This is a genomic window from Myxococcus eversor, assembly GCF_010894455.1.
Taxonomy (GTDB): domain Bacteria; phylum Myxococcota; class Myxococcia; order Myxococcales; family Myxococcaceae; genus Myxococcus; species Myxococcus eversor.
Map to the genome: position 1 here is coordinate 259,318 of NZ_JAAIXY010000001.1, position 20,695 is coordinate 280,012.

The 20,695-nt window shown below is 67.9% G+C and carries 15 protein-coding genes; 4 read left to right on the forward strand and 11 right to left on the reverse strand.

What is annotated here, in order from left to right; translation table 11 throughout:
- Window positions 1–31: 31 nt before the first annotated feature.
- A complete protein-coding gene (locus tag G4D83_RS01025; protein ID WP_163861538.1) occupies window positions 32–4,498 on the reverse strand; it encodes a hypothetical protein in 4,467 nt (1,488 codons plus the stop codon).
- Window positions 4,499–4,891: 393 nt separating this feature from the next.
- Entirely contained in the window at window positions 4,892–5,905 is a 1,014-nt protein-coding gene (locus G4D83_RS01030) for an MBL fold metallo-hydrolase (protein ID WP_217911320.1), read from the reverse strand.
- A 144-nt stretch (window positions 5,906–6,049) separates the two neighbouring features.
- Between G4D83_RS01030 and G4D83_RS01035 the strand changes: the two genes are divergently transcribed.
- Window positions 6,050–6,973 carry a LysR family transcriptional regulator gene (locus tag G4D83_RS01035; RefSeq protein WP_163861541.1) on the forward strand — a complete coding sequence of 308 codons (924 nt, stop codon included), beginning with the start codon at window positions 6,050–6,052 and terminating at the stop codon, window positions 6,971–6,973.
- Between the two features lie 42 nt (window positions 6,974–7,015).
- On the opposite strand, the gene G4D83_RS01040 is transcribed toward G4D83_RS01035, so the two are convergent.
- Window positions 7,016–7,672 (reverse strand): TetR/AcrR family transcriptional regulator, encoded by a 657-nt coding sequence (locus G4D83_RS01040; protein WP_163861544.1) that lies wholly within the window; start codon window positions 7,670–7,672, stop codon window positions 7,016–7,018.
- A gap of 49 nt (window positions 7,673–7,721) precedes the next feature.
- The gene (locus tag G4D83_RS01045; RefSeq protein ID WP_163861547.1) at window positions 7,722–8,372 is read right to left on the reverse strand and encodes an SRPBCC family protein; all 651 of its coding nucleotides are present in this window, start codon (window positions 8,370–8,372) and stop codon (window positions 7,722–7,724) included.
- Window positions 8,373–8,575: 203 nt separating this feature from the next.
- Between G4D83_RS01045 and G4D83_RS01050 the strand changes: the two genes are divergently transcribed.
- Window positions 8,576–9,772: an acyltransferase family protein gene (locus tag G4D83_RS01050; protein ID WP_163861550.1), complete on the forward strand. Its 1,197-nt coding sequence runs from the start codon at window positions 8,576–8,578 to the stop codon at window positions 9,770–9,772.
- Window positions 9,773–9,805: 33 nt separating this feature from the next.
- Here the strand turns inward: G4D83_RS01050 and G4D83_RS01055 are convergent, their stop codons facing one another.
- Complete coding sequence (locus G4D83_RS01055; protein WP_163861553.1) at window positions 9,806–10,525, reverse strand: helix-turn-helix transcriptional regulator; 720 nt, start codon at window positions 10,523–10,525, stop codon at window positions 9,806–9,808.
- A gap of 76 nt (window positions 10,526–10,601) precedes the next feature.
- Here G4D83_RS01055 and G4D83_RS01060 point away from each other — a divergent pair, with 76 nt between their 5' ends.
- Window positions 10,602–11,030 carry a VOC family protein gene (locus G4D83_RS01060; RefSeq protein ID WP_163861556.1) on the forward strand — a complete coding sequence of 143 codons (429 nt, stop codon included), beginning with the start codon at window positions 10,602–10,604 and terminating at the stop codon, window positions 11,028–11,030.
- Window positions 11,017–11,604: a YdeI/OmpD-associated family protein gene (locus tag G4D83_RS01065; RefSeq protein WP_163861559.1), complete on the forward strand. Its 588-nt coding sequence runs from the start codon at window positions 11,017–11,019 to the stop codon at window positions 11,602–11,604. The genes G4D83_RS01060 and G4D83_RS01065 overlap by 14 nt, the downstream gene beginning before the upstream one ends.
- A 34-nt stretch (window positions 11,605–11,638) precedes the next feature.
- Here the strand turns inward: G4D83_RS01065 and G4D83_RS01070 are convergent, their stop codons facing one another.
- The 6 genes from G4D83_RS01070 to G4D83_RS01095 all read right to left on the reverse strand — a co-directional run bounded on the left by G4D83_RS01070 (window position 11,639) and on the right by G4D83_RS01095 (window position 20,683).
- Entirely contained in the window at window positions 11,639–12,577 is a 939-nt protein-coding gene (locus G4D83_RS01070; RefSeq protein ID WP_163861562.1) for a hypothetical protein, read from the reverse strand.
- Window positions 12,574–13,602 carry a hypothetical protein gene (locus G4D83_RS01075; RefSeq protein ID WP_163861565.1) on the reverse strand — a complete coding sequence of 343 codons (1,029 nt, stop codon included), beginning with the start codon at window positions 13,600–13,602 and terminating at the stop codon, window positions 12,574–12,576. The genes G4D83_RS01070 and G4D83_RS01075 overlap by 4 nt, the downstream gene beginning before the upstream one ends.
- 213 nt (window positions 13,603–13,815) lie before the next feature.
- Window positions 13,816–15,174, reverse strand: a complete 1,359-nt coding sequence (locus tag G4D83_RS46720) for a M57 family metalloprotease (RefSeq protein ID WP_163861568.1) — start codon at window positions 15,172–15,174, stop codon at window positions 13,816–13,818.
- A gap of 187 nt (window positions 15,175–15,361) precedes the next feature.
- Window positions 15,362–15,847, reverse strand: a complete 486-nt coding sequence (locus tag G4D83_RS01085) for a hypothetical protein (protein ID WP_163861570.1) — start codon at window positions 15,845–15,847, stop codon at window positions 15,362–15,364.
- A gap of 115 nt (window positions 15,848–15,962) precedes the next feature.
- Complete coding sequence (locus tag G4D83_RS01090) at window positions 15,963–17,792, reverse strand: bifunctional metallophosphatase/5'-nucleotidase (protein ID WP_163861573.1); 1,830 nt, start codon at window positions 17,790–17,792, stop codon at window positions 15,963–15,965.
- A 95-nt stretch (window positions 17,793–17,887) separates the two neighbouring features.
- Window positions 17,888–20,683 (reverse strand): TonB-dependent receptor, encoded by a 2,796-nt coding sequence (locus G4D83_RS01095; RefSeq protein ID WP_163861575.1) that lies wholly within the window; start codon window positions 20,681–20,683, stop codon window positions 17,888–17,890.
- Between the last annotated feature and the right edge of the window lie 12 nt (window positions 20,684–20,695).

Sequence of the window (20,695 nt, forward strand, 5' to 3'; positions counted from 1 at the left end):
CTCCGCCACCCTCGAGGAAACCAAAGAGGGACTACTGGCAGACGGTGACGCCGGAGACCGGAGTCGCCAGCTCCAGCACGTCCACCTTCATGGTGATGACCAGCGCCGAGGCCTCGTCGAACAGCGCGGAAGGCACGTTGCCCAGCCGGATGTTGAAGGTGCCGAACGGCGACAGGCCATTGCCGGCGATGGTCGCGAACGGCTGCTGGAGGTCCTGCGCGAAGAGCGTCAACACCTCGATGTCGTTGCCGAACAGGAGATGGGGCGCCCCGACGAGGAAGTCCTGGTTGAGCATCACGTAGTTCTTGAGGCCCGTCGTGGAGGGATGGGACAGCACGTCACCCCACCGCACGGGCACCGTCAGGCCCGCCTGCGAGTCCGCCGCGTTGGTGCTGCTGAAGGGGCGGACGACCTGGATGCCCAGGTTCTTGATGATGGGCATGTGGTGCTGGCAGAGCAGCGCGCCACCCTGACCTCCCACGCTGTACAGGTCCTCCGGCGTGAGGGTGATGCTCACCTCGCCCGAGCCCGCCAGGAGCGTGTTCCACAGCGTCTCCGAGCGCTCCGCGTTCGCCGCGTGCCACTGGGTGGGCATGCTGAACGCGGGGTTGGGGAAGGCGAACGCAATCGCCACGTCCTTGGGCAGCTTGTCGGTGATGCGCGCCTGGGCCAGGGCCGTCTCGACGGCGGTGACGGCCGCGAGCGCCTTGTCGGCGAGCACCGTGAAGTCATCGGACCAGTTCGCCTGCAACAGCGCGTTGATGTCCGCGTTCGTCTTCAAGCTCACCAGGGAGTTGGGGTGGCGCAAATCCAGCGTCGGGTAGAGGTACTCGGTGACGAGCCCCGTCAACGCGCGCGACTTGTCACGCAGCTCCTCGCCATCCAGGTTGCGCAGGCGCCACAGCGGCAACAGGCGCAGCAGCCGCGCCTGGTTGGCGCCATTCGTCAGGTCATCCGCCAGGGACTGGATGTCGAGCAGCTGGAGCTCAATCGCGCGCTCCACGGTGCGCAGTTGCACCAGTCGCTCCAGTCGGGCGAGCTCCTGGGTGACGAACGTCACGAAGAGCGAGCTGAAGATGTCCGGCATGCCGCTCAACTGGCAGCCCGGGCACTCCACGCTGTACTGCTGGAGCAGTCGCGACTCGGCGTTGGCGCGCAGGGCCTCCAGCTCCGCGTTCGTCACGCGCCCCTGCTCCACGTGGGCCGGCGTCGCCCCGCGCAGCTCGGTCATCACCGTGGCCATGGCCTTGCCCAGCGCCCGGGCGGCTTCGCCGGTGGGCATCAGCCGCACGCTCTTCACCGTGAGCCGGTGGGACACGTCGTCCATGCAGGAGCCCACGTCGTTCACCACCAGGAAGTAGTCGCTGTCCGCCTCCACGATGACGCCCGTGTGCGGCGACTGGAGCACCTGCACGTCGCGGATGTGGTTGCGGCTGGTGCCTCCCGGCGTCATCGCCACCAGCAGCAGGCTGCCCACCGGCGCGTCCGGGAAGGGCGTGTTCGGCAGGCGCAGGCCCATGGAGAAGCTCGCGGTGCTGCGCTGCTCGCTGCCGGAATTCTCGTTGTACGTCCCTTCGATGCCCGTCGAGCTGTTCACGCAGGCCTCGGCCGACACGTAGGCCGTCGTCCCGTTGCCGAAGAACTCCGCGCCGACCTCCGTCTTGACGCCCGCGCACAGCCGGGTCTCCACCGAGCTCTTCGCGAACATGGACAGGTTGGAGCTCTCCGCTTGATAGCCGCTGCCGGAGAAGGTGACGGTGTAGCCCCCGGGGCCCGTGAGGGCCTTGCCGTTGCCCAGGTTGATGGCGGTCGGCGCGTTGCTGGTGGGGTGGGGCAGCACCGCTCCGGAGATGGCGCAGCTCGGCGTGTAGTCGCCTGCCACCTCGAAGTTCAGCAGCTCGCCGCGCAACGCGGGGATGCCGAAGGCCTGGGGACCGCCGGCGCCACCCGGGCCCGGCTGGCGCACCGCGAGCGTGAGGATGTTGAACGTCCCACCCGGAGCGTGGCGTGCCTCATCCGCGCCGATGCTGAGCACCTGCACCGGCCCGCGCTGGATGTCCGTGCCCAGGTTCGGCGACTCGATGTCCAGCGCGGTGTTGAACGCCGCCGCGAAGTCGTTGAACTGGGTCCGCTGCAGCTCCAGGTTGTCCTGGAGGCCGACGAGGTCCGCGTTGAGGGAGTAGAACTCGTTGAGCTTGCGCGCCAGCGTGGTCCGCACCGTCTTCTGGTTGGCGGCGTTGGCCACCTCGCCGAGCACCTCGTTGATGAGCGCGGTGCGGTGCTGGGTGAACTCGTTCAGGGCCGTGGTGAGCGCGCTCTTGCGCGTCGTTACGACGTCATTGATGAAGTTGGCCTTGTACTCCTCGATGCCCGTCTTCAGCGTGTCGCGCGAGGTGCTGACGAAGAAGCCAGACTTGGCGTAGCTGTTGGAACAGGCATCCGCCTTCTCCACCATCTGTGCCCAGCGGGCCAGCGGAGCGGGAGCGCCCGCGGCGCCGCTCTTGAGCAGGGCGGGGCTGTAGGTCGTCTCGCCCGTGGCGGACAGCACCGCCTGGGTGAAGGTTGCGTGGTTTGCGTGCAGCAGGCCGAACACCGCGACCCAGCCCGCGTGGTCCTCTCCGGCCGTGTTCAGCTTGTTGGCCGCCGCCATCGCCGCCTGGAGCGAGGGGGCCTCCGGCACGGCGCCGAACAGCGCCCACAGCTCTCCCGTCTCGGTGTCCACCGTGCCGCCACCGCAGCCCTTGAAGCGGCAGCCGAGGTCGTGCAGGTAGCTGAAGTCCTCCATGCGCTGGAACAGGCCGCTGAAGCCGTCACCCAGCAGCATCAGCAGGGGAGGGCCGCTCATCGCGGGCGTCCCCGTCAGCGTCGCCTCCAGCACCGCCTGGTCCACCAGCAGGCCCGCGTTGAGCGGCTGGGCGTGCAGCGGCAGGCCATTCACGTTGAGCAGGGCGTTCTCGTAGGCGACCTTCCAGAACATGCCGAACGTCTCGCTGAGCTGCTTCATCAGCACCGGGCTGTTGAGGGCGCCGGGGAACATCTGTGCCTGCTGCACCGCGTACCAGTCGCTGATGGACTTCAGGTGGGTGCGCACGTCCTCCGCGTTGGGCACCTTGCGCTGGAGCGTGTCGTTGGGGACGTCCTCGCGGCGCAAGTCGGAGAGGGTCCGCTCGTACAGCTTCACCCACATGGCGTGGTACTTCTCGCGGTACACGTCGCCCTGGCAGACGCCCGCGGGCACCGCCGCCGCCTGGGAGGCGAGGCCCACGCAGTAGGAGACCTGGGAACGGGCGGAGATGCCCGGGACATGGGCCGACGCGAAGCGGGTGCAGGTGTCCATCGCCGCGTTGAGGGCGGTCAGGCTGACGCCGCAGCCGGTCGTGGTCGGGGCGATGAAGCCGGCGCTGCAGGTGGTGTTCGCGCTCGGGTCTGACAGATACAGGCCTCGGATGAACTGTGCCTGTGCGGGCGTGAGCTGGTGGCCGTGCAGCTCGAAGAGCAGCTTCAGGCGGGAGACGACCTCGCCGCGAAGCTGCGCGCCTCCGGCTCCTGCGGGGAGTCCCGAGGCCAGGCCCTGCTGCAGCAGACAGTCATACTTCGCGGTGACCTGGGTGGTGGTGGACTGGGCGGTGAGCGCCAGGTGGTCGCACGTGCGGCAGAACGGCTGCTGCACATAGAGCGGGGAGGCCTCGTAGTTCTTCGGGCTCATGGCGCCCCACTTCGTTGACGCGGCCTGCTTCACGGCGGACAGGGAGGTGCCGGCCGTGTGGTACAGCGGGTTCGCGTTGCACGCGGACACCACGTCATCGCCGAAGCTGTTGTGTCGGCACGTGGGGTAGATGGGCTTCGTCGTGTCGTCGCAGGAGTAGCTGCCCGTGGAGGCTCCGCAGGCTGCGTCCGCCTTGAGGATGTACGTGGGCCACTGGGTCAGCGTGTACGAGCAGGAGCCGGAGGAGGTTTCCAGCTCGCCGGCGCCGTTGTAGCTCTGGATGGTGACGAGGTTTCGGTCCGCGAGCGGGAGGCTGTTGCGCTTCGCGTTCGCCGCCGAGAGGCACTGGGTGGCGCAGTTGAAGCGGGTGACCGTCGTGCAGATTTCGATTTCAGGCGTGTGCGGCTTGGGCCTGCAAATCTCTTCCGAGTACGAGGAGCAGGAGGAGACCGTCGTATTGAAGGCCGTCGTCTTGCGGCTCTCGACGCCGAACTGGGGCAGGCGGCACGACGGATAGTTGAAGCAGGTCTTCTGCTGGTAGCCGGTGAGGGCGCCGCAGCTGCTGTTGGTGCCGGACTTGTTGCAGTCGAGTCCGTACTGCCAGGGCACCGCGCAGACGTTGGACGGGTCTCCCGCGGAGGCCCAGGCCAGGCGGGTGTCATCACACGCGCCATTGAGCGTCTGCGGGGCCGCCGACAGGGCCTCCACGTCGTTCACTTCCTCCTCGGAAGCCTCTCCGCAGGCCATCAGGGCCAGGAGGACTCCGAGACACCACGGGCTCAACGAACGCATGAAACACACTCCTCCCGTGGAGCACGCGCAGGTGCGCGGCTCCCGGGGCTGTGGGCACTTCCAGGGCGCCCTGGGTCAGGGACTGCGATGCGACTCGCGCGGGCCACGCTCGGGGAGGAGCGCGGGCCCGCGGCGGTGTCGTGAAGGCTGTCGGGGAGGGGAACGGAGCCCGCGCCGGATATTCCCGGGGACTATTCCGTTCTGGATGCGGCTGGGGTTGCCCGCGACTCGTGGGGCGGCCTCTTCGGCCTGGGGCGCTGGCACTGCCACGGGTTGACGGCCGAGAGGCGGCTCCCGGCCGTCTTGTCCATCGTCAGCGTCGCGTCGCTGTCGCAGGCACGGATGGCCTCCAACTGTTCCTGGAGGCCATCAATGCCGTCGCCCTGCTTCACCTCACTCCGCGCCGACCTTCGCCTCCGGCCACCGCTGGCCCGAGCTGTAATTGGCGGGAATCCACCGGTAGCTCCTCCCCTCCGCGCCCAGGCGACCCAGTCCGGGGAAGGGCATGTGCGCGAGGCCCAGCAGGTCTCCGCGCGCCGCGGCGTCCGCGAACACACGCGCTCGCTGGGCGGCCGCGGCGCGGTCGTCGACGTCATAGGCGACCGTCACCGAGGGCTCACGAAGCTGCACCGAGCCGAAGTGCATGAGGTCACCGAACAAGACCAGCCGCTGCCTCCGGCTCTCGATGACGTAGCTGCTGTGCCCCGGCGTATGTCCAACGGTCGCCATGACGCGGATGCCCGGGACGATGGAGTCCCCGCCGCCGAACGTCCTCAGCTTCCCGGCGACGCGGTAGGGCTCCACCATCGCTCGCGCCTCCTCGAAGTACTTCGGGTCCACGTTTCCCCTCGGCTTCTCACGCCCGAGCCAGAAGTCCGCTTCGCGCGCGTGGACCTGGAGGATGGCGTTGGGGAACGCCCGGCGCGTGTTGGACATCAGCCCGCCGGAGTGGTCGGAATGGATGTGCGTGAGCAGCACCACGTCAATCTGTTCGGGCTGGTAGCCCGCGGCTTGAATGCTCTGCTGAAGCTGGCCGCCCACGCCGGGGCCGAAGAAGCTGCCCACCCCCGTGTCCACGAGCACCAGCGCCGTGCCGGTGTTGACGAGGAACGCGTTGATGGACAACTCGACGGGGTCCTCGAGGTGGTCGCGCGCGAGCAACTCCTTCACCCGCTCCGGCGTCGTGTGCGTCGCCACATCGCGCACGACTTGTGGAACGGTTCCGTCGGACAGCGCGGTGATTTCGAAGTCGCCCAGCATCATCCGGTAGAAGCCAGGCGCTTGCGTTCGCACCTGGGGCGCGGCTGAGTGGGCGGAGGCCGGAAGCAGTGAAGCGATGGCCAGCACCAGCATCGTGAGGGCGCGTGAGACTGCGAGGAAGGCACTGCGAGGCAGGGGTCTTGTCATGGGAGAGGAGATAGCGCCCGGCCTCGTCTTGGATAAACGGGCGCTCCTCTCACACACTGTTTCACCCCAGAAACAATCAGGAGCGCGTCGCGGAGCCCTGGGGCGCACAGGATGGACGCGATATGCCGCGAGTGGAGGTGGAAGATGGACAGGTTCCTGGCCATGGAGGCCTTCGTCCGCGTGGTGGAGAGTGGCACCTTCACCAAGGCGGCCGACGCGCTGGGCCGCCCGAAGACGGCGGTGACGCGGCTCATCCAGCAACTGGAGGCGCAGCTTCGCGTGAAGCTGCTGCACCGCACCACGCGCCGGGTGACTGTCACGCCGGAGGGCATGACCTACTACCACCAGGCCCTGCGCCTGTTGGGGGAGGTGCGGGAGCTCGAATCCACGCTGTCCCAGTCACGGCGTGGCCCCCGAGGACGCCTGCGGGTGGAGTCGAGTGGAACTCTTTCCCGGCTGCTGATCGTCCCCGCGCTGTCGTCGTTCTACGCGCGCTACCCGCAGATGCACATCGAGCTGGGGGTGAGTGACCGTGTCGTGGACCTGCTCGCGGACAACGTCGACTGCGCGATTCGTGGCGGTGGCGTGAGGGACGAGTCCCTGGTGGCGCGGCACCTGGGGGACCTCTGCTATTGGTTGTGCGCGTCACCCAGATATGTCGAGCGTCACGGGTCGCCACGTCACCCGCAGGAGCTGGCGGGGCCGGCGCACGCGGTGGTCAGCTACTTCTCGTCGCTGAGTGGCAAGGAGCTCCCCTTCGTGTTCCTCCGCGACGGCGAGCGACTGGAGGTCCAGGGACGCAGCCTGCTGACGCTCAATGAAACCAACGCATACCTGGCCGCCGGTCTGGCCGGCCTGGGCGTCATGTTCGCGCCGCGCTTCGTGGTGGAGCCGTACGTCGCCACCGGTGAGCTGGTGCAGGTGCTGGAAGGATGGCAGCCCGAATCCCGGCCCCTGTTCCTCGTCTATCCGCCCGCACGCCAGCAGGCCGCCGGACTGCGCGTTTTCATCGAGTGGACGATGGAGCTGTTCGCGAGCCGTCCGAGTCTGTGGCGCCGCGAAGGGTAGCCCTCGCGCCATGTCTTCCGGGGTGGAGGCGCTCCGGGTCGGTCATCGACGGGCGCCAGCCCCCAGCGCGACGGTCACCACCTCGGCGATGGCGACCTGCTCGAGCAGCTCGACCTTCGGAATCCCGGGGATGTTTCCCAGCACCCCCGCGGACCGCAGCGATGCGAAGCCATGGCACAGGGACAGGGCGGCGATGGCCCGGGCGACGACGGTCTCGAGTGGCAGCCCGGGATTGCCCTCGGCCACCACCTCGAACAGGGTCTGAAGGGAGCGGTCGGACGCCTCGTGGACGGACGCGAAGCGCACCCGGTCCTCGATTTCGGGCAGGAACATGATGCGGTAGTGCGAAGCGTGCTCCTTCGCGAAGGTGAGGTACGCGGCGGCGACCGCCGAGAGTCTGCCCGGCACGGTGGGCTCATGTGCCACGGCCCGTGCGACGCGCTCCGCGAGCAGGTCGTAGCCCTCGGTGGCCAGCGCCGCCAGGAGGGACTGCTTGTCGGGGAAGTGGTGGTAGGGCGCTCCGGGAGACACCCCCACGGCTCGCGCGAGGACCTGGATGGTCAGCCCGGTGACGTCGCCTTCCCGCAGGAAATCGATGGCCGCGTCCAGCAGTGCGCGGCGCAAGTCGAGGTGGTGATAGCCGCGAGGCTTCGGGGGCTTCTTGGCCACGGTCTGACGCGTCTTGGGTGTGTTCGCCACGGGGCTCCCGGTTCTCCGTGGCGAGCATAGGCCGAGGCCGCCCGCGTCGTCAGTTGGACCGCGCCGCCAGGTCGAGCGTCGACTCCGCCTTGATGTGCTCCATGCCGACCTTCATGTACCCGGCGAAGTCCTCCTCGACGAAGTCCTTGAGGATGCCCTCGGTGGGCCACCCATTGCCACGGAAGCGGTAGGTCCAGCGCAGGTGCGTCCCTGTCGATGTCGGCGTGAAGTTGAACTCGCCGACCGCGTACTGGACGGCGCGCCGCGCCTCGTTGGTGAAGTTCCAGACGACGTACCGGAACCGTTGGCCTTCCTCGACGAGGAGCAGCTCTTCGAGAGAGGTGTTCCCGTCGCGCAGCACCACCCGCCGCCGCGCTCCCGGGCCGCCCCAGGAAGGGGAGAGGACATCGGTCCGCTCGATGCCGGCGAGCTTCTCCGTCCCCAAGAGGATGCGCTCCAGCGGAACATTCACCAACCAGGGCAACAGCCGGTCCGGAGGCACCGCGATGTCTGTCTCCACGGTGTGCGCGATGAACGGCGCCTCCATGTCCACGGCGGGCGCCACCGTCGAGCGGTGCAGCGAGTCCCGCTCCGTGGCGGAGGTCCCCGATGCATAGCCGATGGGCGTCGCACACGCGCCCAGGAGCACACCACAGGCGAGGGAGAACAAGGCGATGGCAGGCGTGTCGAGCCGCGGCATGAGGTGTCCTCGCGAGTGATTGATCTAAAATACATTTAGATGTGAAGGCATGGATTGTCAAGGCGACCCCGGGGCGTCCTGGTGGCGCCGGACGTCCAGCGGTCGGGGAATCCGGCGGAGCGAGGCTGGGTGCTCGCCCTGGCCGGAGGCAGACCGTCCAGGCGTACAGCCACCCCATGAATCCCAGGTATGGTCCACGCGTCATGACGACCGTCCCCCCGGAGCCCCTGCGGTTGTCCGCACACCTTCCCGCGCTGGATGGCCTGCGCGGCGTGGCGGTGTTGCTGGTGATTGCCTATCACTCGCTGGGCGAAATCCGGACGGCGTCCATCGGCGGCCTCTTCCAGATGGGCTGGGCGGGCGTGGACCTCTTCTTCGTCCTCTCCGGCTTCCTGATTACCCGCATCCTGCTGCAGACGCGGGAGCGCGGCGGGTACTTCCGAGCCTTCTACATGCGGCGTGCGCTGCGCATCTGGCCGCTGTACTTCGTGATGTTGGCCTTCGTCTTCGGCCTCATGGGCGGGTTGCTGCCCGCCATGGCCTTCGATACCCAGCGGTATCCGTGGACGCTCTACGCGCTCTACCTCCAGAACGTCTGGTTGCCGGACTTCGGCCCACCACCGCTCAACGTGACGTGGTCGCTGGCCATCGAGGAGCAGTTCTACCTGGTGTGGCCCCTGCTGGTGTTCTTCCTGGGTCCCGGGCAACTGCGCGTCCTGCTCTGGACGCTCGTGCTGCTCTCTCCCATCGCTCGCCATGCCGCACTGTCGATGGGCGCCTCTCCCCATCTGCTCTACACCTTTCCCCTGTTCCATCTGGAGGGCCTGGCCCTCGGAGGGCTCCTGGCGCTGGGCGTGGTGGACGGCCGCTACACCGCGGAGTCCCTGGCGCGATGGGGCCGTCGCCTCGCGGCACCCGTACTGCTCATGGCCTTCGGGCTCGGCACCGTGTTCTTCAACCGTGAGCACTCCATCCACACTCCCGAAGCGCTCCAAGGGATGGGTGGCCCCCTCTTTCGCGCGCTGCTGGTGTCGGGCCTGTACACGTGGGTCGCGGTGGGCTTCGCCAGCCTGTTGGGCTGGGTGCTCACCGGACGCGTCCAGGTTCTTCAACGCGTGCTTCAGTGGGGCCCGCTGCGCTTCATGGGGCAGATCAGCTATGGCCTCTACCTCTTCCATGCGTTCGTTTTTCCCGTCAGTGCGCACTACCTGAGGCCGGTGTTCTCCCGACTCATTCCATCCAGCGTCGCCGCCACCGCGCTCTCGTTTCTCTTCGAGTACGCGGTGCTGCTGGCGCTCGCCGTCCTGTCGTGGCGGTTCTTCGAGCGCCCCCTGCTGCGCCTCAAGGACCGCTTCACCCCTTCGGAAGTCACCGAAAAGGCCGTCGCCCCCACGGCCTGAGGACGGGCTGGCTTCTGGGGTGGGGCCGACCGCTCAGGGCGCGGAGAAGACATCGCCGAGCGTGGCGATCATCGACTCCGAACCACGCAAGCGGAACGTCAACCCGGTGAGGCGCGCTGACTCGATGCGGTCGACGCGGAGCATGCGCACCGCCCCTCGCAGGTGGTCCCAGACGAGCAGGAACCAGGCGGGCCAGCTGAGCAGGAGGTAGTGCGGCTCCACGACGCGCAAGGTGCTCACGTCGTTCGCGCGGTAGGTCAGCTCCAGTGCGCGTTGCTCGAAGAACGCCTCCTGGATGGGGCGGAGCACCGCGGCCCTGGGTGCCTTCCACGTCGCGGTGACGTTCCTCGAGCTGGGGCCGATGAGAATCCTCCGGCGCAGCCCACTCACCCGAGAGCGCTCCTCCGGTGGAAACGAGGCGGAGAGCTTCTGCCTCAAGCCCTTGAGCGTGGAGAGCAGCAGGGGAGAGCCCAGTTGCTCCACGAGCGCCAGCGCGAGCATGAGGTCAAGGGCCTCCCGGGTGTCGAGCTGAACGCGTCCCAGTCCCGTCCGGGGTGGCACGCGCACGCCGCCGCCTCGCCCCGCGTCCGACTCAATAGGGACTCCGCGAGCCGCGAGCCGGGACAAGTCCCTCCGGATGGTTCGCACACAGACGTCCAGCTCCTCGGCCAGCTCCGACGCGGTCCACGAGGGTCGGGAGGCGAGGAGGCCGAGGACGCGGTCCAGGCGGTCGCTGACGGGTTCGCGTTTCAAAGGTGACTCATTCTGTCACCTTTACGGGAGACAGTCTCCAGGTCGCGAACGAACGCGGCCCCGACACGAGAGACCCATGACCTTCCTGCGCGGAATGAGCACCCTCAAGCTCTGGTCGGACGACCTGCGAGCGGCGACCCGCTGGTACTCGGAGCTGCTCGGCGTCGAGCCCTGCTTCAGCAGCGAGGCCACCGGGCGTGGGCCCGGTTACGTCGAGTTCCGCATCGGCGACTATCAGCACGAGCTGGGCATCATCGACCGACGCTTCGCGCCCCAGGGGCTCAACACGAGCCGGGGTGGGGTGGTCGCCTACTGGCACGTCGACGACGTCGCCGGTGCGCTCGCGCGGCTGCTCGAACGGGGCGCCGAGCTCCTGGACGGCGTCACCGAACGAGGCCCTGGCTTCGTCACGGCGTCGGTCATCGACCCCTTCGGCAACGTGCTGGGCCTCATGTTCAATCGTCACTACCTCGACGTCCTCGGAGCCCGCCATGGCGCGCGCTGAGCGAGGTGCCGTCGCCGAGGCCCCGGTGAAGGCGTTCCGTGGCGTGGCGGAGTTCGAGGCGTGGCTGGAAGAGAACGGGGGTGCTCGCGCCGGGGTCTGGTTGAAGCTCGCCAAGAAGGGGACGGGCATCCCCTCGTTGACGGATGACGAGGCGGTCGACGTGGGGCTCTGCTTCGGCTGGATATCCGGCCAACGGAAGTCGCTCGACGAGCGCTTCTATCTCCAGAAGTACGTGCCGCGCCGGCCGCGCAGCCGGTGGTCCCAGGTGAATGTCCGGAAGGTGGAGGCGCTGCTCGCCGCGGGCAGGATGCGCCCCGCGGGCCTCGCCGAAGTCGCCGCCGCCCAGGCCGACGGACGCTGGTCCGCGGCCTACGCGTCGCAGCGAAACGCCACCGTCCCCGGCGACCTGACGGCGGCGTTGTCCGCGAGCCCCCGGGCCGCGCGTGCCTTCGAGGCGCTCGGCAAGACGCGGCGCTACGCACTCATCCTGGAGGTCGTGACGACCCGTACGGAGACGGGTCGCACGAACCAGGTGCGTCGCATCGTCGACTCGCTCGCGTCCGAGAAGCCTTGAGGCGCTCGGGGCGGGCGTTGGAACGAGCCGGGTCCTACTGGCGCGGCGAGTCCTGACCCACGGAGCGCCGCTCCTGAGGCAGTCGACGCTCGACGCCATCGACATCGAAGTGCCGGACAATCATGCTCGCCGTGGGCCGCGATGCTCCCGGGCCGGTCCCGGCGATGGCCGAGGGCACGAGCACCTTCTCCGCGATGTCATAGCTCGCGAACGCTTCGAAGCCGCCATCCACCACCGCGGAGGAATGGCGGATGACCACCTTCCCAGACGGCAAGCCGGAGGGCAGTCGCGCCAGGAAGCCGCTCTTGTCGCCGCTCGCGACCAGCGCCTCGAGTCGCCTGGCGTCCTCCAGGACCTTGGCGGGAATGGCGGGCCAGTAGACCCACTCGCTGACGACCCTGCCGTCATTGCTCAGCCGTGCCCAGGCAACCGAGTCCACCACGGAGAACCTTCCGACGGTCCGTTCGAGGATGGAGGCATAGCCGTCGACCTGGGGCTGCGCCGGTCGCGACTCATTCGTCGTACCGTGCGATGACAGGTACGTGTTGGCATGCACGCCACCCATCTGGTCGCCAGGGACTCCCGCCGCGCGGAAGTACTCGATGACCTGGGCATTGTGCTTGTCCGGTCCCAGCGTGTAGCGGAGGTCGGGAGGGGGCGCCAGGACACCCACGGCCTCCTTGGACGAGCCGTTGCTCGGCGTGGCGATGACCAGACCATTGCCCAGGTGGGTGGCGAAGACGCCATCGGGGCCCACCACCTTCGCGAAGCCATGTTCATCGAGCCGCCGCAGGGCGACTCCAGGAGGGCCGGACAGGAAGCGGGAGCGCTCCATGGAGTGTTGGTAGCCGACCGCGCCGCCCTTGTCCGTGGCGATGAGTCCTGGGGCGGGGGGCTGTGCGAGCGCCGGGCCGGTGCACAGCAACGAAAGGCACGCGCCGAGGCTCAGGGAAAGTTCGCGGACCGTCTTCATGGCAGCTCCCAGGCGTTCTGGTTGGTGGCGGGCAGCGCGTAGTTGCAAACCCATCGCGCCGAGTAGAACTGATTGCCCAAGGCGTCATTGGAATCGTTCGCGAGCTGGACCCAGCTCTCGGCCATGGAGCCCGAGGCGCGCGCGGCGGAGTTGTCCATGCCGATGACGATGTTGCAGCCACAGCCGTTGAAGCCATGTCCTCCGCCTCCTCCCGGGCAGCCGCCTCCTTCGTTCGCTGGCAGGGAGTTCATCGTCTGCACCCAGGATTCGGACGCGCGGTTGTTCTCGTTGGCCCGGTAGAACATCGCGAAGGTCGCGCCGCGGTCCGGCACGTTGGCGGTGTCCCCGCCGGCGGTCATCATGGTGGCGATGAGCTGCACGCCCGCGCTGGCGTTCACGAACGTGTGCGCCCAGAACGGAGGAAGGATGCCGTGGCTGATGTCGAGCACCACCAGGTTGGCGCCGCCATCCGTGCCGGCGCCGGCCCAGGCGCCCGACTGGGGGCTCTCTCCGAACCGGATGGGTCCCTGGGTGTAGTTGATGAGCCCGCCGAAGCGGTCCCCGGTGCTGTGAGTCACGGCCTGACGGTCCACCATGTAGCAGCAGCGCGGCGCATCGAAGGGACTGAAGCGGCAGGTGCCGGGCATTCGGGCAACACCACCCCCTGTCGCGGTGCCGGGTTGATTGCAGGTGGCTGTCGTCGTGCAAGAGACCGTCGAACAGCCATGGTCGGTGATTCCATGGCCCGTGAAGAAGGCGACCGCCCGACCCGCGCGGTCAAAGTAGGTCTGGTCCGCTCCCAGTGAGTTCCGTGCGAAGTCCACGAAGTCCGTGTCGTAGACGGCGGAGTTCGTGTAGCGCGCGCCAGTGGCCCACCTGCTGCCCGCGAAGACCATGTTCTGCATGAAGCCGTCGCCATTGGCGATGGAGTTGCCCAACTGGTCGTTGGGTCCGTAGTCATTGACGCTCTCGACGATGATGGCGTTGCTCGTCTGCGCATGGGCGTCGAGTGCGAAGACCGCCATAAGCATTCCGATTGCCAGGAACCTCGAGTGATTCCCTGGGGTCATGCGGCGCTCCCGTGTCATGGGTGTGTATCTCCGGTCGTTGGATTGGTTTGTCTTGAAGCGTCCGCACGCCCTCCGGGAGCTGCTGTCCCGGAGGGCATGTCCGAGACGAGGTCCGGTGGCGTTTCCACCACCGTCCCGCGTCTCGACCGCGAGTTGTCGATGTGGCGGCTACGGGCTGACGGAGAAGCTCCCGCCCCAGGCGCTGTAGGAGAGCGTGGTGATGCCATTGCGGGTGGTGCCCGTGTAGCTGCTCTGCCCCGGCTGGATGGTGACAGTCACATTGCCTCCGGTGGAGGGAATCGCACCCGCGTGCACCGCGGCCGCGCAGGCGTTCGAGTCATCGGTATAGAGGTCCGTGCCCCACACGACCCCGCTGCTCGTCGCCGGGCAGTTGCAGCGAATCTGCGTCCCGTTCTGCCCGCGATAGGACGTGAAGCTGACGCTCGAGCAGCTCTGCGCGGGCGGGAGCTGGAACGAGAAGCTCCCGTCCCAGGCGCTGTAGGAGAGCGTGGTGATGCCGTTGCGGGTGGTGCCCGTGTAGCTGCTCTGTCCCGGCTGGATGACGGCGACCACCGTGCCTCCGGTGGAGGGAATCGCGCCCGCGTGCACCGCGGCCGCGCAGGCGTTCGAGTCATCGGTATAGAGGTCCGTGCCCCACACCGTCCCCGAGCTCGTCGCCGGGCAGCTGCAGCGAATCTGCGTCCCGTTCTGTCCGCGATAGGACGTGAAGTTGATGCTCGAGCAACTGGGGATGGTGCCTCCGTAGAGGTAATCCAGCGCGGTGTTGTCGGAGCTGGTCCACTCACCAGTCTCGGTGGAGCGGAAGCAGGAGTTCATGATGGACCCGCCCACGACGGCCGTGGTCGGCGTCCCCGGGATGTGGATGGCGCCCACGCCCGCATCGCCCTCGTCGCCGCCGGAGCCGCAGCTGATGCTGCGATTGTAGTAGTCCGAGTGACGGAAGCCGACCGCGTGGCCCAGCTCGTGGGTGATGACGTGCTCGTTCACGTCGGCGCTGTAGCTGTTCAGGCCGGTGCCGATGTTGATGATGCCGTAGGGCAGACCGCCCGAGGGGAAGCCCGCCGAGCCGCCGGTGCCTGTCGTCGTCTGCGCGGTGATGTTCGCGGTACAGCCAGTGGCCGGGCCGCGGGCGAAGGTGATGCGGAGGCCGCGCTCATTGTAGTTGGCGATGGCCAGGTCGAGCCCCTGGCTCAGAAACGTGTAGCTGTCGAACGCGGCGGTGGAGTTGACGCAGATCTTCGTCACGCTCGTTCCGACGAGGTTCGTCGTGCGGTACTGCTCGGGGCTCTCCGAGGTGGCCTGGAGCATCTCCCGGGACGCCTCGAGCGTGACGTGCGCGTCGCGGCCTACGTAGACGGCGTCGTCGGCGATGAGGATGTCGTCGGCGGGGAAGCCGGCCTCCAGAAGGTTGGAGATGATCTCCTCGTTCTCGGCCTGTGGGTCGGCACCGCAGCCGACCAGCAAGGCGCCACAGGTCACCGCGAAGACTGCTGCCTTCTTGAACATGGGGGCTCGTTTCGCTGACAGCGAGGATGCGCCGTCCGCCTGGCAGTCCCGCCAGGACAGCGCGACGTCCCTCCGAGCATTTCCCTGTTCAAGAGTTGGAAGTTCGTAAAAACGAGACTAACTGTTGAGGTCTGGATGAATCGTGGCTCCGAGCATTGCCAGCGTGGGGCGTCGTGGGAATGTCGGTTCACGCCTTCACGCGGGTGAACTCCATCACCCAGTTGGTCTCCCAGCTCTTGCCTTCGTCGGGGGAGAACGCCTGCTCCCAGCGCGCGGTGTCCTGTCCCAGTCGAGTCCATGTGAAGCGCACGCGGATGGCGCGGCCTTCGAACGTGTCGTTCGTCTCGAACTGGCCCACGTCGCCCGAGAAGCCGCCCAGCACGGGTGGGTCGATGGTGTGGTTGCGATTGTCCACCCAGGAGATGGACCACTGCTTCGTCGCCGGGTTGTAGACGCGGAGCGCCAGACCCACGAACCCGGGCCAGAACTCGCTGCGAAGGGTCTCCTGATTTCCAAGCCCGCCAGGCAGGGGGTGCTCTTCGGCGGTGGCCTCGAACGACAGCCATTCCGTGGAACCCTTCAGTCGCTCCTTGAGCCGTTGGTTGTGGACCCGCCAGGTCCCCATGAGGAAGTCGAAGTCCCGCGCCCCGTCGTTCTGTCCCTGTGCCCGCATACCATCGGCTCCGTTCAGGATGTCGAGGGCCCACCTCGGGCCTCTGAATACGAACGGTAGAGGGCATATAGGGCGAACCCCGCCCTGATTCGGACGGGCCCGGCTTATTGTGCTCTCAGGGCTTCCCGGTGGTCTCCGCAGGGCAACCCGCCGTCGCGGTGACGTGTTGGAGGCGGCCGGACGCCGGCGCCACCAGCGGCTTCTTCTGGGTCTTCCAGTGCTCGACGAGCGCGTCGCGCAGCGTCAGCGCCTGCTTCTCGCCCAGGTCGATGCTCGCGGGCGCCAGCGTCTTGAGCACGTCCTCCAGTCCGCCACCCCCGCGCGCCAGGAAGTCTGGCATGGCCACGCGGAAGCGCTTGCTGGCCGGAAGCGGCTTGCCGTTCGGCAGGGTGACGGAGGCGAGCCGCGACACGCCGTTGCACTGCTCGACCTTCACCTTCAGCCCCGACACCTGGAAGGTGCCCTTGCGTCCGTAGGCCGCCTCCAAGAGCCGCTTCAGCTCCGCCGTGGACAGGGTGAGGATGGCGAGGGTGTTGTCGAAGGGAAGCACCTCGTAGACCGCGCCGTAGGTGAGGTCACCCGCCGGCAGGTCCGCGCGAAGGCCGCCACTGTTGAGCAGGGCCACGTCCGTCGCGGAGACCGCGCGCAGCGCGTCCGCCAGTACGTTTCCGAGCGCGCTCTCCGCGTCGTAGTCGCGGCCGAGCGCCGCCGGCACACTCACCCCCAACGAGCGCTTCTGCTCCTCTTCCACGCGGGCGAACGCCTCGGTGAGCTGCGCCTCCAGCGCCGCGTCGGCCACCACCGCGCTCCCACGGAACGTCGCGGGGACGAGCCGCAGGCCCTTCGCCGCCTTCAGCTTCCGCTCGTCACACGTGCCCAGCGTGGCATCCATGCGCGCGCACACCGGGATGGAGCCCTGCAAGAGCGTCCGCTCGGGAAGCACCTTGCGCGTCACCGGGTCCACGAAGAGCTCCACCAGCCCGAACGCGCGGCCCCGGCCCGACGTCTCGATGACCGGCGTGCCCTTGATGAAGTGGCCCACGGGCTGATGCGTGTGCCCGGCCACCACCGCGTCCAACGTCCCCTCGGGCAGTGTCTCCAACAGCTCGATAATCTCACTGTCCCCGCGGTCGCAGGACGACGCGTCGCGAGGGTCATCTCCGCGCTTGCACACCGCGCCCGCATGCGCCACCGCGACCACGACTTCGGCCCCGCGTGCGCGCAAGGACTTCGCCGCCGCGAGCGCTGACTGCTCCAGGGCCGCGAAGCGCAGGCTCGCCACATTCACCGGATTCGTCACCTGCGGCGTGTGAGGCGTGGCCAGCCCGACGATGCCGATGCGCACCCCGCGCCGCTCCACCAGCAGCGTGCCCTCGTTGCCCAGCCACGTGGGAGCCACGCCCGTCTGCGCGTCGGTGACGTTGAACCCGAGCACCGGGAAGCGCGCCTGCTGGATTCGCGCCTTGAGCGCGCCGAACGGGTCGTCCCCTTCGAGCGCCACCGAGCGAGGCCCCACCGGCCCGTAGTCGAACTCGTGGTTGCCGAGCGCCGAGGCGTCATACTTGAGCGCGTTCATCGCGCCGATGACCACCGCGCCCTCGGTGAGGTTGGAGGCGAGCGTGCCCTGGAAGAGGTCTCCGCCGTCCAGCAGCAGCACGCCATCCGGGTTCTCCGCGCGCAGGATGGACAGATACCCCGCGAGCGTCGCCAGCCCGCCCTGCTCCACGCTGGTGCCATCCGGCAGCGTGGCCTTGGAGGGCATCACCCAGCCGTGCAGGTCGTTGGTCCCCACCACGGAGATGCGCAGGGGCTCCGGCGCGGCTTTCGCCTCGCTCGCTCGCGCGGGCACGGGGGCGGCCTCCGGCACGGACGGCGTGGAGGAGGCGCAGGCGACGAGGAGGGCGGACAGCAGCCCGAGACGGAAGGGACGGAGGGCGGAAGGCACATGCCCGTCTAGAACGTCGACCCCGCCTGATTCAAGGGCCCTCGCTTCCGTCAGTCAGACTTCCGGAAGCGAGGGCCCCAAGTGCGCGGGTGTAGCTAGTTGCGCACGCGCAGCAGCAGCTCGGCCTGCATCGGGCTGCGGCGGCTGGTCGCCGAGCCGAAGCGGTTGTTCGTGGGGCGGTACTGCTCCTGCAGGAACGTGACGTCGCTGTTGTTCAGGACGTTGAACATGATGAGCGTGAGCTCCATCTTGGTCTCCTGCGTCTTCACGATGCGGTTCAGGTCGTAGCGGGCCTGGAGATCGAACAGGAACTGGCTCGGCTGGCGCAGCTCGGAGACGGTCGACGGGTCGTTGAAGTCCGGCAGGTTGGTGCTGGAGTTGGAGGCGTGGCCAGTGCCGCGGTCCGAACGCGCCACGCGCTGCCGGTCCACGGTGCCCTCCGTGTACATCCACATGGGCGCGCCGGTGCGGTAGTTGAAGCGCACGCCGAAATCGAGCCCGAACCGCGTGGTGTACCCGATGGCGCCCTTGATGGTGTGGCGGATGTCCTCAGGCGACGGACCTTCGAAGAAGCGCTTGAAGCGCGGATTCACGCCGTAGCCGTCGAAGTAGTCACCCACCGTGCCGTTGCTGTAGGCCAGGGTGTAGCTGGCGAGCAGATCCCACGGGCCCGTCTTGCCCTGCGCCCACAGGTCCATGCCCTTGTAGTCGCGCCAGGCGTCATCCGGGTTGTGGATCTTCACGATGGTGTGATTCACGCCGTCCACGTAGTCCACCACGCGCGTGCCGGACGGATCCCAGATGCGGTTCATCTCCTCGTCCACCCACATGTTGGAGTACTTGCGGTAGGTGAGGTCGACGCCGATGACGGAGCCCTCGGTGATGGCGTGGTGCAGGCCGAGCGCCAGCTCGTCCACGTGCGGAGGCGTGTGGCTCGTCTTGTCGAAGTAACGGCCGGAGGCCCCACCCGCCACGCTGCACTGGGGGTTGCCGACGGTGTCCGGCGCACAGTCCGCGAACGCGCCACCGGCGAAGGTGGACCGCACCGTGAGCAGCTCCGGGTTGGCATGCTGCGCGATGAAGACGTCGCCCACTTCGTTGGAGCGGCCGTAGTGCGCCTTGATGAGCGTCGTGCGGTTGCCGAACATGTCGTAGGTGGCGGACAGACGCGGGCCCACGCCCACCAGGTTGGTGATGAACAGGTTGTCATCGCCGTACAGGCGGCCCACGTCCGCGCGGATGCCCGCGACCAGCGTGAGGTAGCGGTTGACGTTCCAGCGGTCCTGGAGGAAGGCGCTGGAGATGAGGGTGCCGGCCTCGGTGCTCAGCGGGGCCTGCACGCCGTCGGTGTTGTAGAAGTCGAGCCGCTCGTTGCAGAACGCGAAGGTCGTCGGGTCCTCGGGATTGCACTCGCCGCCGCGGTCATTGAAGCGCTGGTTGCCAATCACCTGCGTCGTCTTGTCGCCGCTCAGGTAGCTGAACTGCAGACCCGCCTTCATCTGGTGGTTCTTGAGCTTGAAGAGCAGCGTCGGGTCGAACTGGTAGCGCCTGCGCTGCTCAGTCACGAGGTTGCCCACCTCGTTGCGCAGCGCGCCGGCGTTCCGGTACGTGACGCTGTTGTAGGTGTGGGCGATATCCTGCGAGTCCTCGTTCATCGGCCCCTGCCAGATGTCCTTGTAGGTGGTGCCCGTCTGGAGCTGGAAGAGGACGTTGTCGGAGATGCTGCGGTCGTAGTTGACGATGGCGAAGAAGCCGCCGCGGTCGATCTGCGTCTCCGCCTCCGGGGTGGCGAACGTCGAGGCGACCTGGTTGGTGATGGTGTTGTTGTCGTAGTTGAACGCCAGGGACAGGCGGTCCTTCGGCGTGGGCTGCCAGGTGAGCTTCAGGCGGGCCAGGCGCGTCTGCGTGTCCGTCGTGCGGCTCTCCTCACCCAGCGGCGTGTCGCGCTTGGAGAAGTTCCACTGGCCGGAGACGTAGAACCACAGCTTGTCCTTGATGATGGGGCCGCCCACGCCCACCAGCGGGCTGTAGAAGGCCGTCTCCGACAGGGGCACTTCATTCTGCGTGTAGTTGGCGACGTTGGTGGGCTGGTTGGCCGCGCCCCGGTACTTCGCGTTGGCCCACGCCGGCGAGAGAATCATCGTCACGTCGTAGGTGAACTTGTTGGAGCCGCTCTTGCTGACGACGTTCTCGATGAGGCCCAGCGAGTTGTACTGCGCGTCGAAGCCGCCGGTGATGACCTCGAAGTTCTCCACCGCGTAGAAGCTCATCGGCGAGCTGATGCTGCCGTCCACCACGTCGGACGTGTCCATGCCGTCGATGAAGAACTTGCCGTAGCGCGACAGGCCGGCGCGCAGGCTGGGCGCGTTGCCGTTGCCCACGCCCGCCACCAGCTGGGGCATGGCCTGCACCTGCGTGAAGACGGGCGAAGTCGCCGCCTTCTCCGCGTTCATCACCGCGCCCGTCTGCGCGGAGTCCGGGTTGATGATGGGGTTGACCTTCTCGACGATTTCGTAGGTGGCCACCGCCGTCTGCTCGGTGAACACCTCCAGCTTCACGTCCACCTGCGTGGCCTGGCCGAGCAGGACGGTGATGCCCGCCTTCTTGATGGGAGCGAAGCCGGGGACGTTGACCTCGAGGACGTAGCCCTCGCCCGGGGGCAGGGTGTCGAACTCGAAGCGGCCGTCCTCGCCGCTGGTGCGGGACTGGGGCAGCTGCAGCGCCGGGCCCGTCACGGTGAGGGGCACCTCGGCGAGCGGCGCGCCCGTCGGGTCATAGACGTAGCCGGCCATGCGGCCGTAGTTCTGGCCGGCGGCGAGGGCGGATACGGGGAGGGCCGCGACGAGCGCGAGCAAGAGCAGCGCGCTGCCCCGGAGGAGAGTCGTCTTCATGGAAGGGCTCTG

Coding starts and splice junctions, on each gene's coding strand:
- G4D83_RS01030 (WP_217911320.1), bottom strand. CDS start 5,905: ATGACAAGACCCCTGCCTCGCAGTGCCTTCCTCGCAGTCTCACGCGCC.
- G4D83_RS46720 (WP_163861568.1), bottom strand. CDS start 15,174: ATGTTCAAGAAGGCAGCAGTCTTCGCGGTGACCTGTGGCGCCTTGCTG.
- G4D83_RS01065 (WP_163861559.1), top strand. CDS start 11,017: ATGGCGCGCGCTGAGCGAGGTGCCGTCGCCGAGGCCCCGGTGAAGGCG.
- G4D83_RS01035 (WP_163861541.1), top strand. CDS start 6,050: ATGGACAGGTTCCTGGCCATGGAGGCCTTCGTCCGCGTGGTGGAGAGT.
- G4D83_RS01045 (WP_163861547.1), bottom strand. CDS start 8,372: ATGCCGCGGCTCGACACGCCTGCCATCGCCTTGTTCTCCCTCGCCTGT.
- G4D83_RS01095 (WP_163861575.1), bottom strand. CDS start 20,683: ATGAAGACGACTCTCCTCCGGGGCAGCGCGCTGCTCTTGCTCGCGCTC.
- G4D83_RS01060 (WP_163861556.1), top strand. CDS start 10,602: ATGACCTTCCTGCGCGGAATGAGCACCCTCAAGCTCTGGTCGGACGAC.
- G4D83_RS01050 (WP_163861550.1), top strand. CDS start 8,576: ATGACGACCGTCCCCCCGGAGCCCCTGCGGTTGTCCGCACACCTTCCC.
- G4D83_RS01070 (WP_163861562.1), bottom strand. CDS start 12,577: ATGAAGACGGTCCGCGAACTTTCCCTGAGCCTCGGCGCGTGCCTTTCG.
- G4D83_RS01025 (WP_163861538.1), bottom strand. CDS start 4,498: ATGCGTTCGTTGAGCCCGTGGTGTCTCGGAGTCCTCCTGGCCCTGATG.
- G4D83_RS01075 (WP_163861565.1), bottom strand. CDS start 13,602: ATGGCGGTCTTCGCACTCGACGCCCATGCGCAGACGAGCAACGCCATC.
- G4D83_RS01085 (WP_163861570.1), bottom strand. CDS start 15,847: ATGCGGGCACAGGGACAGAACGACGGGGCGCGGGACTTCGACTTCCTC.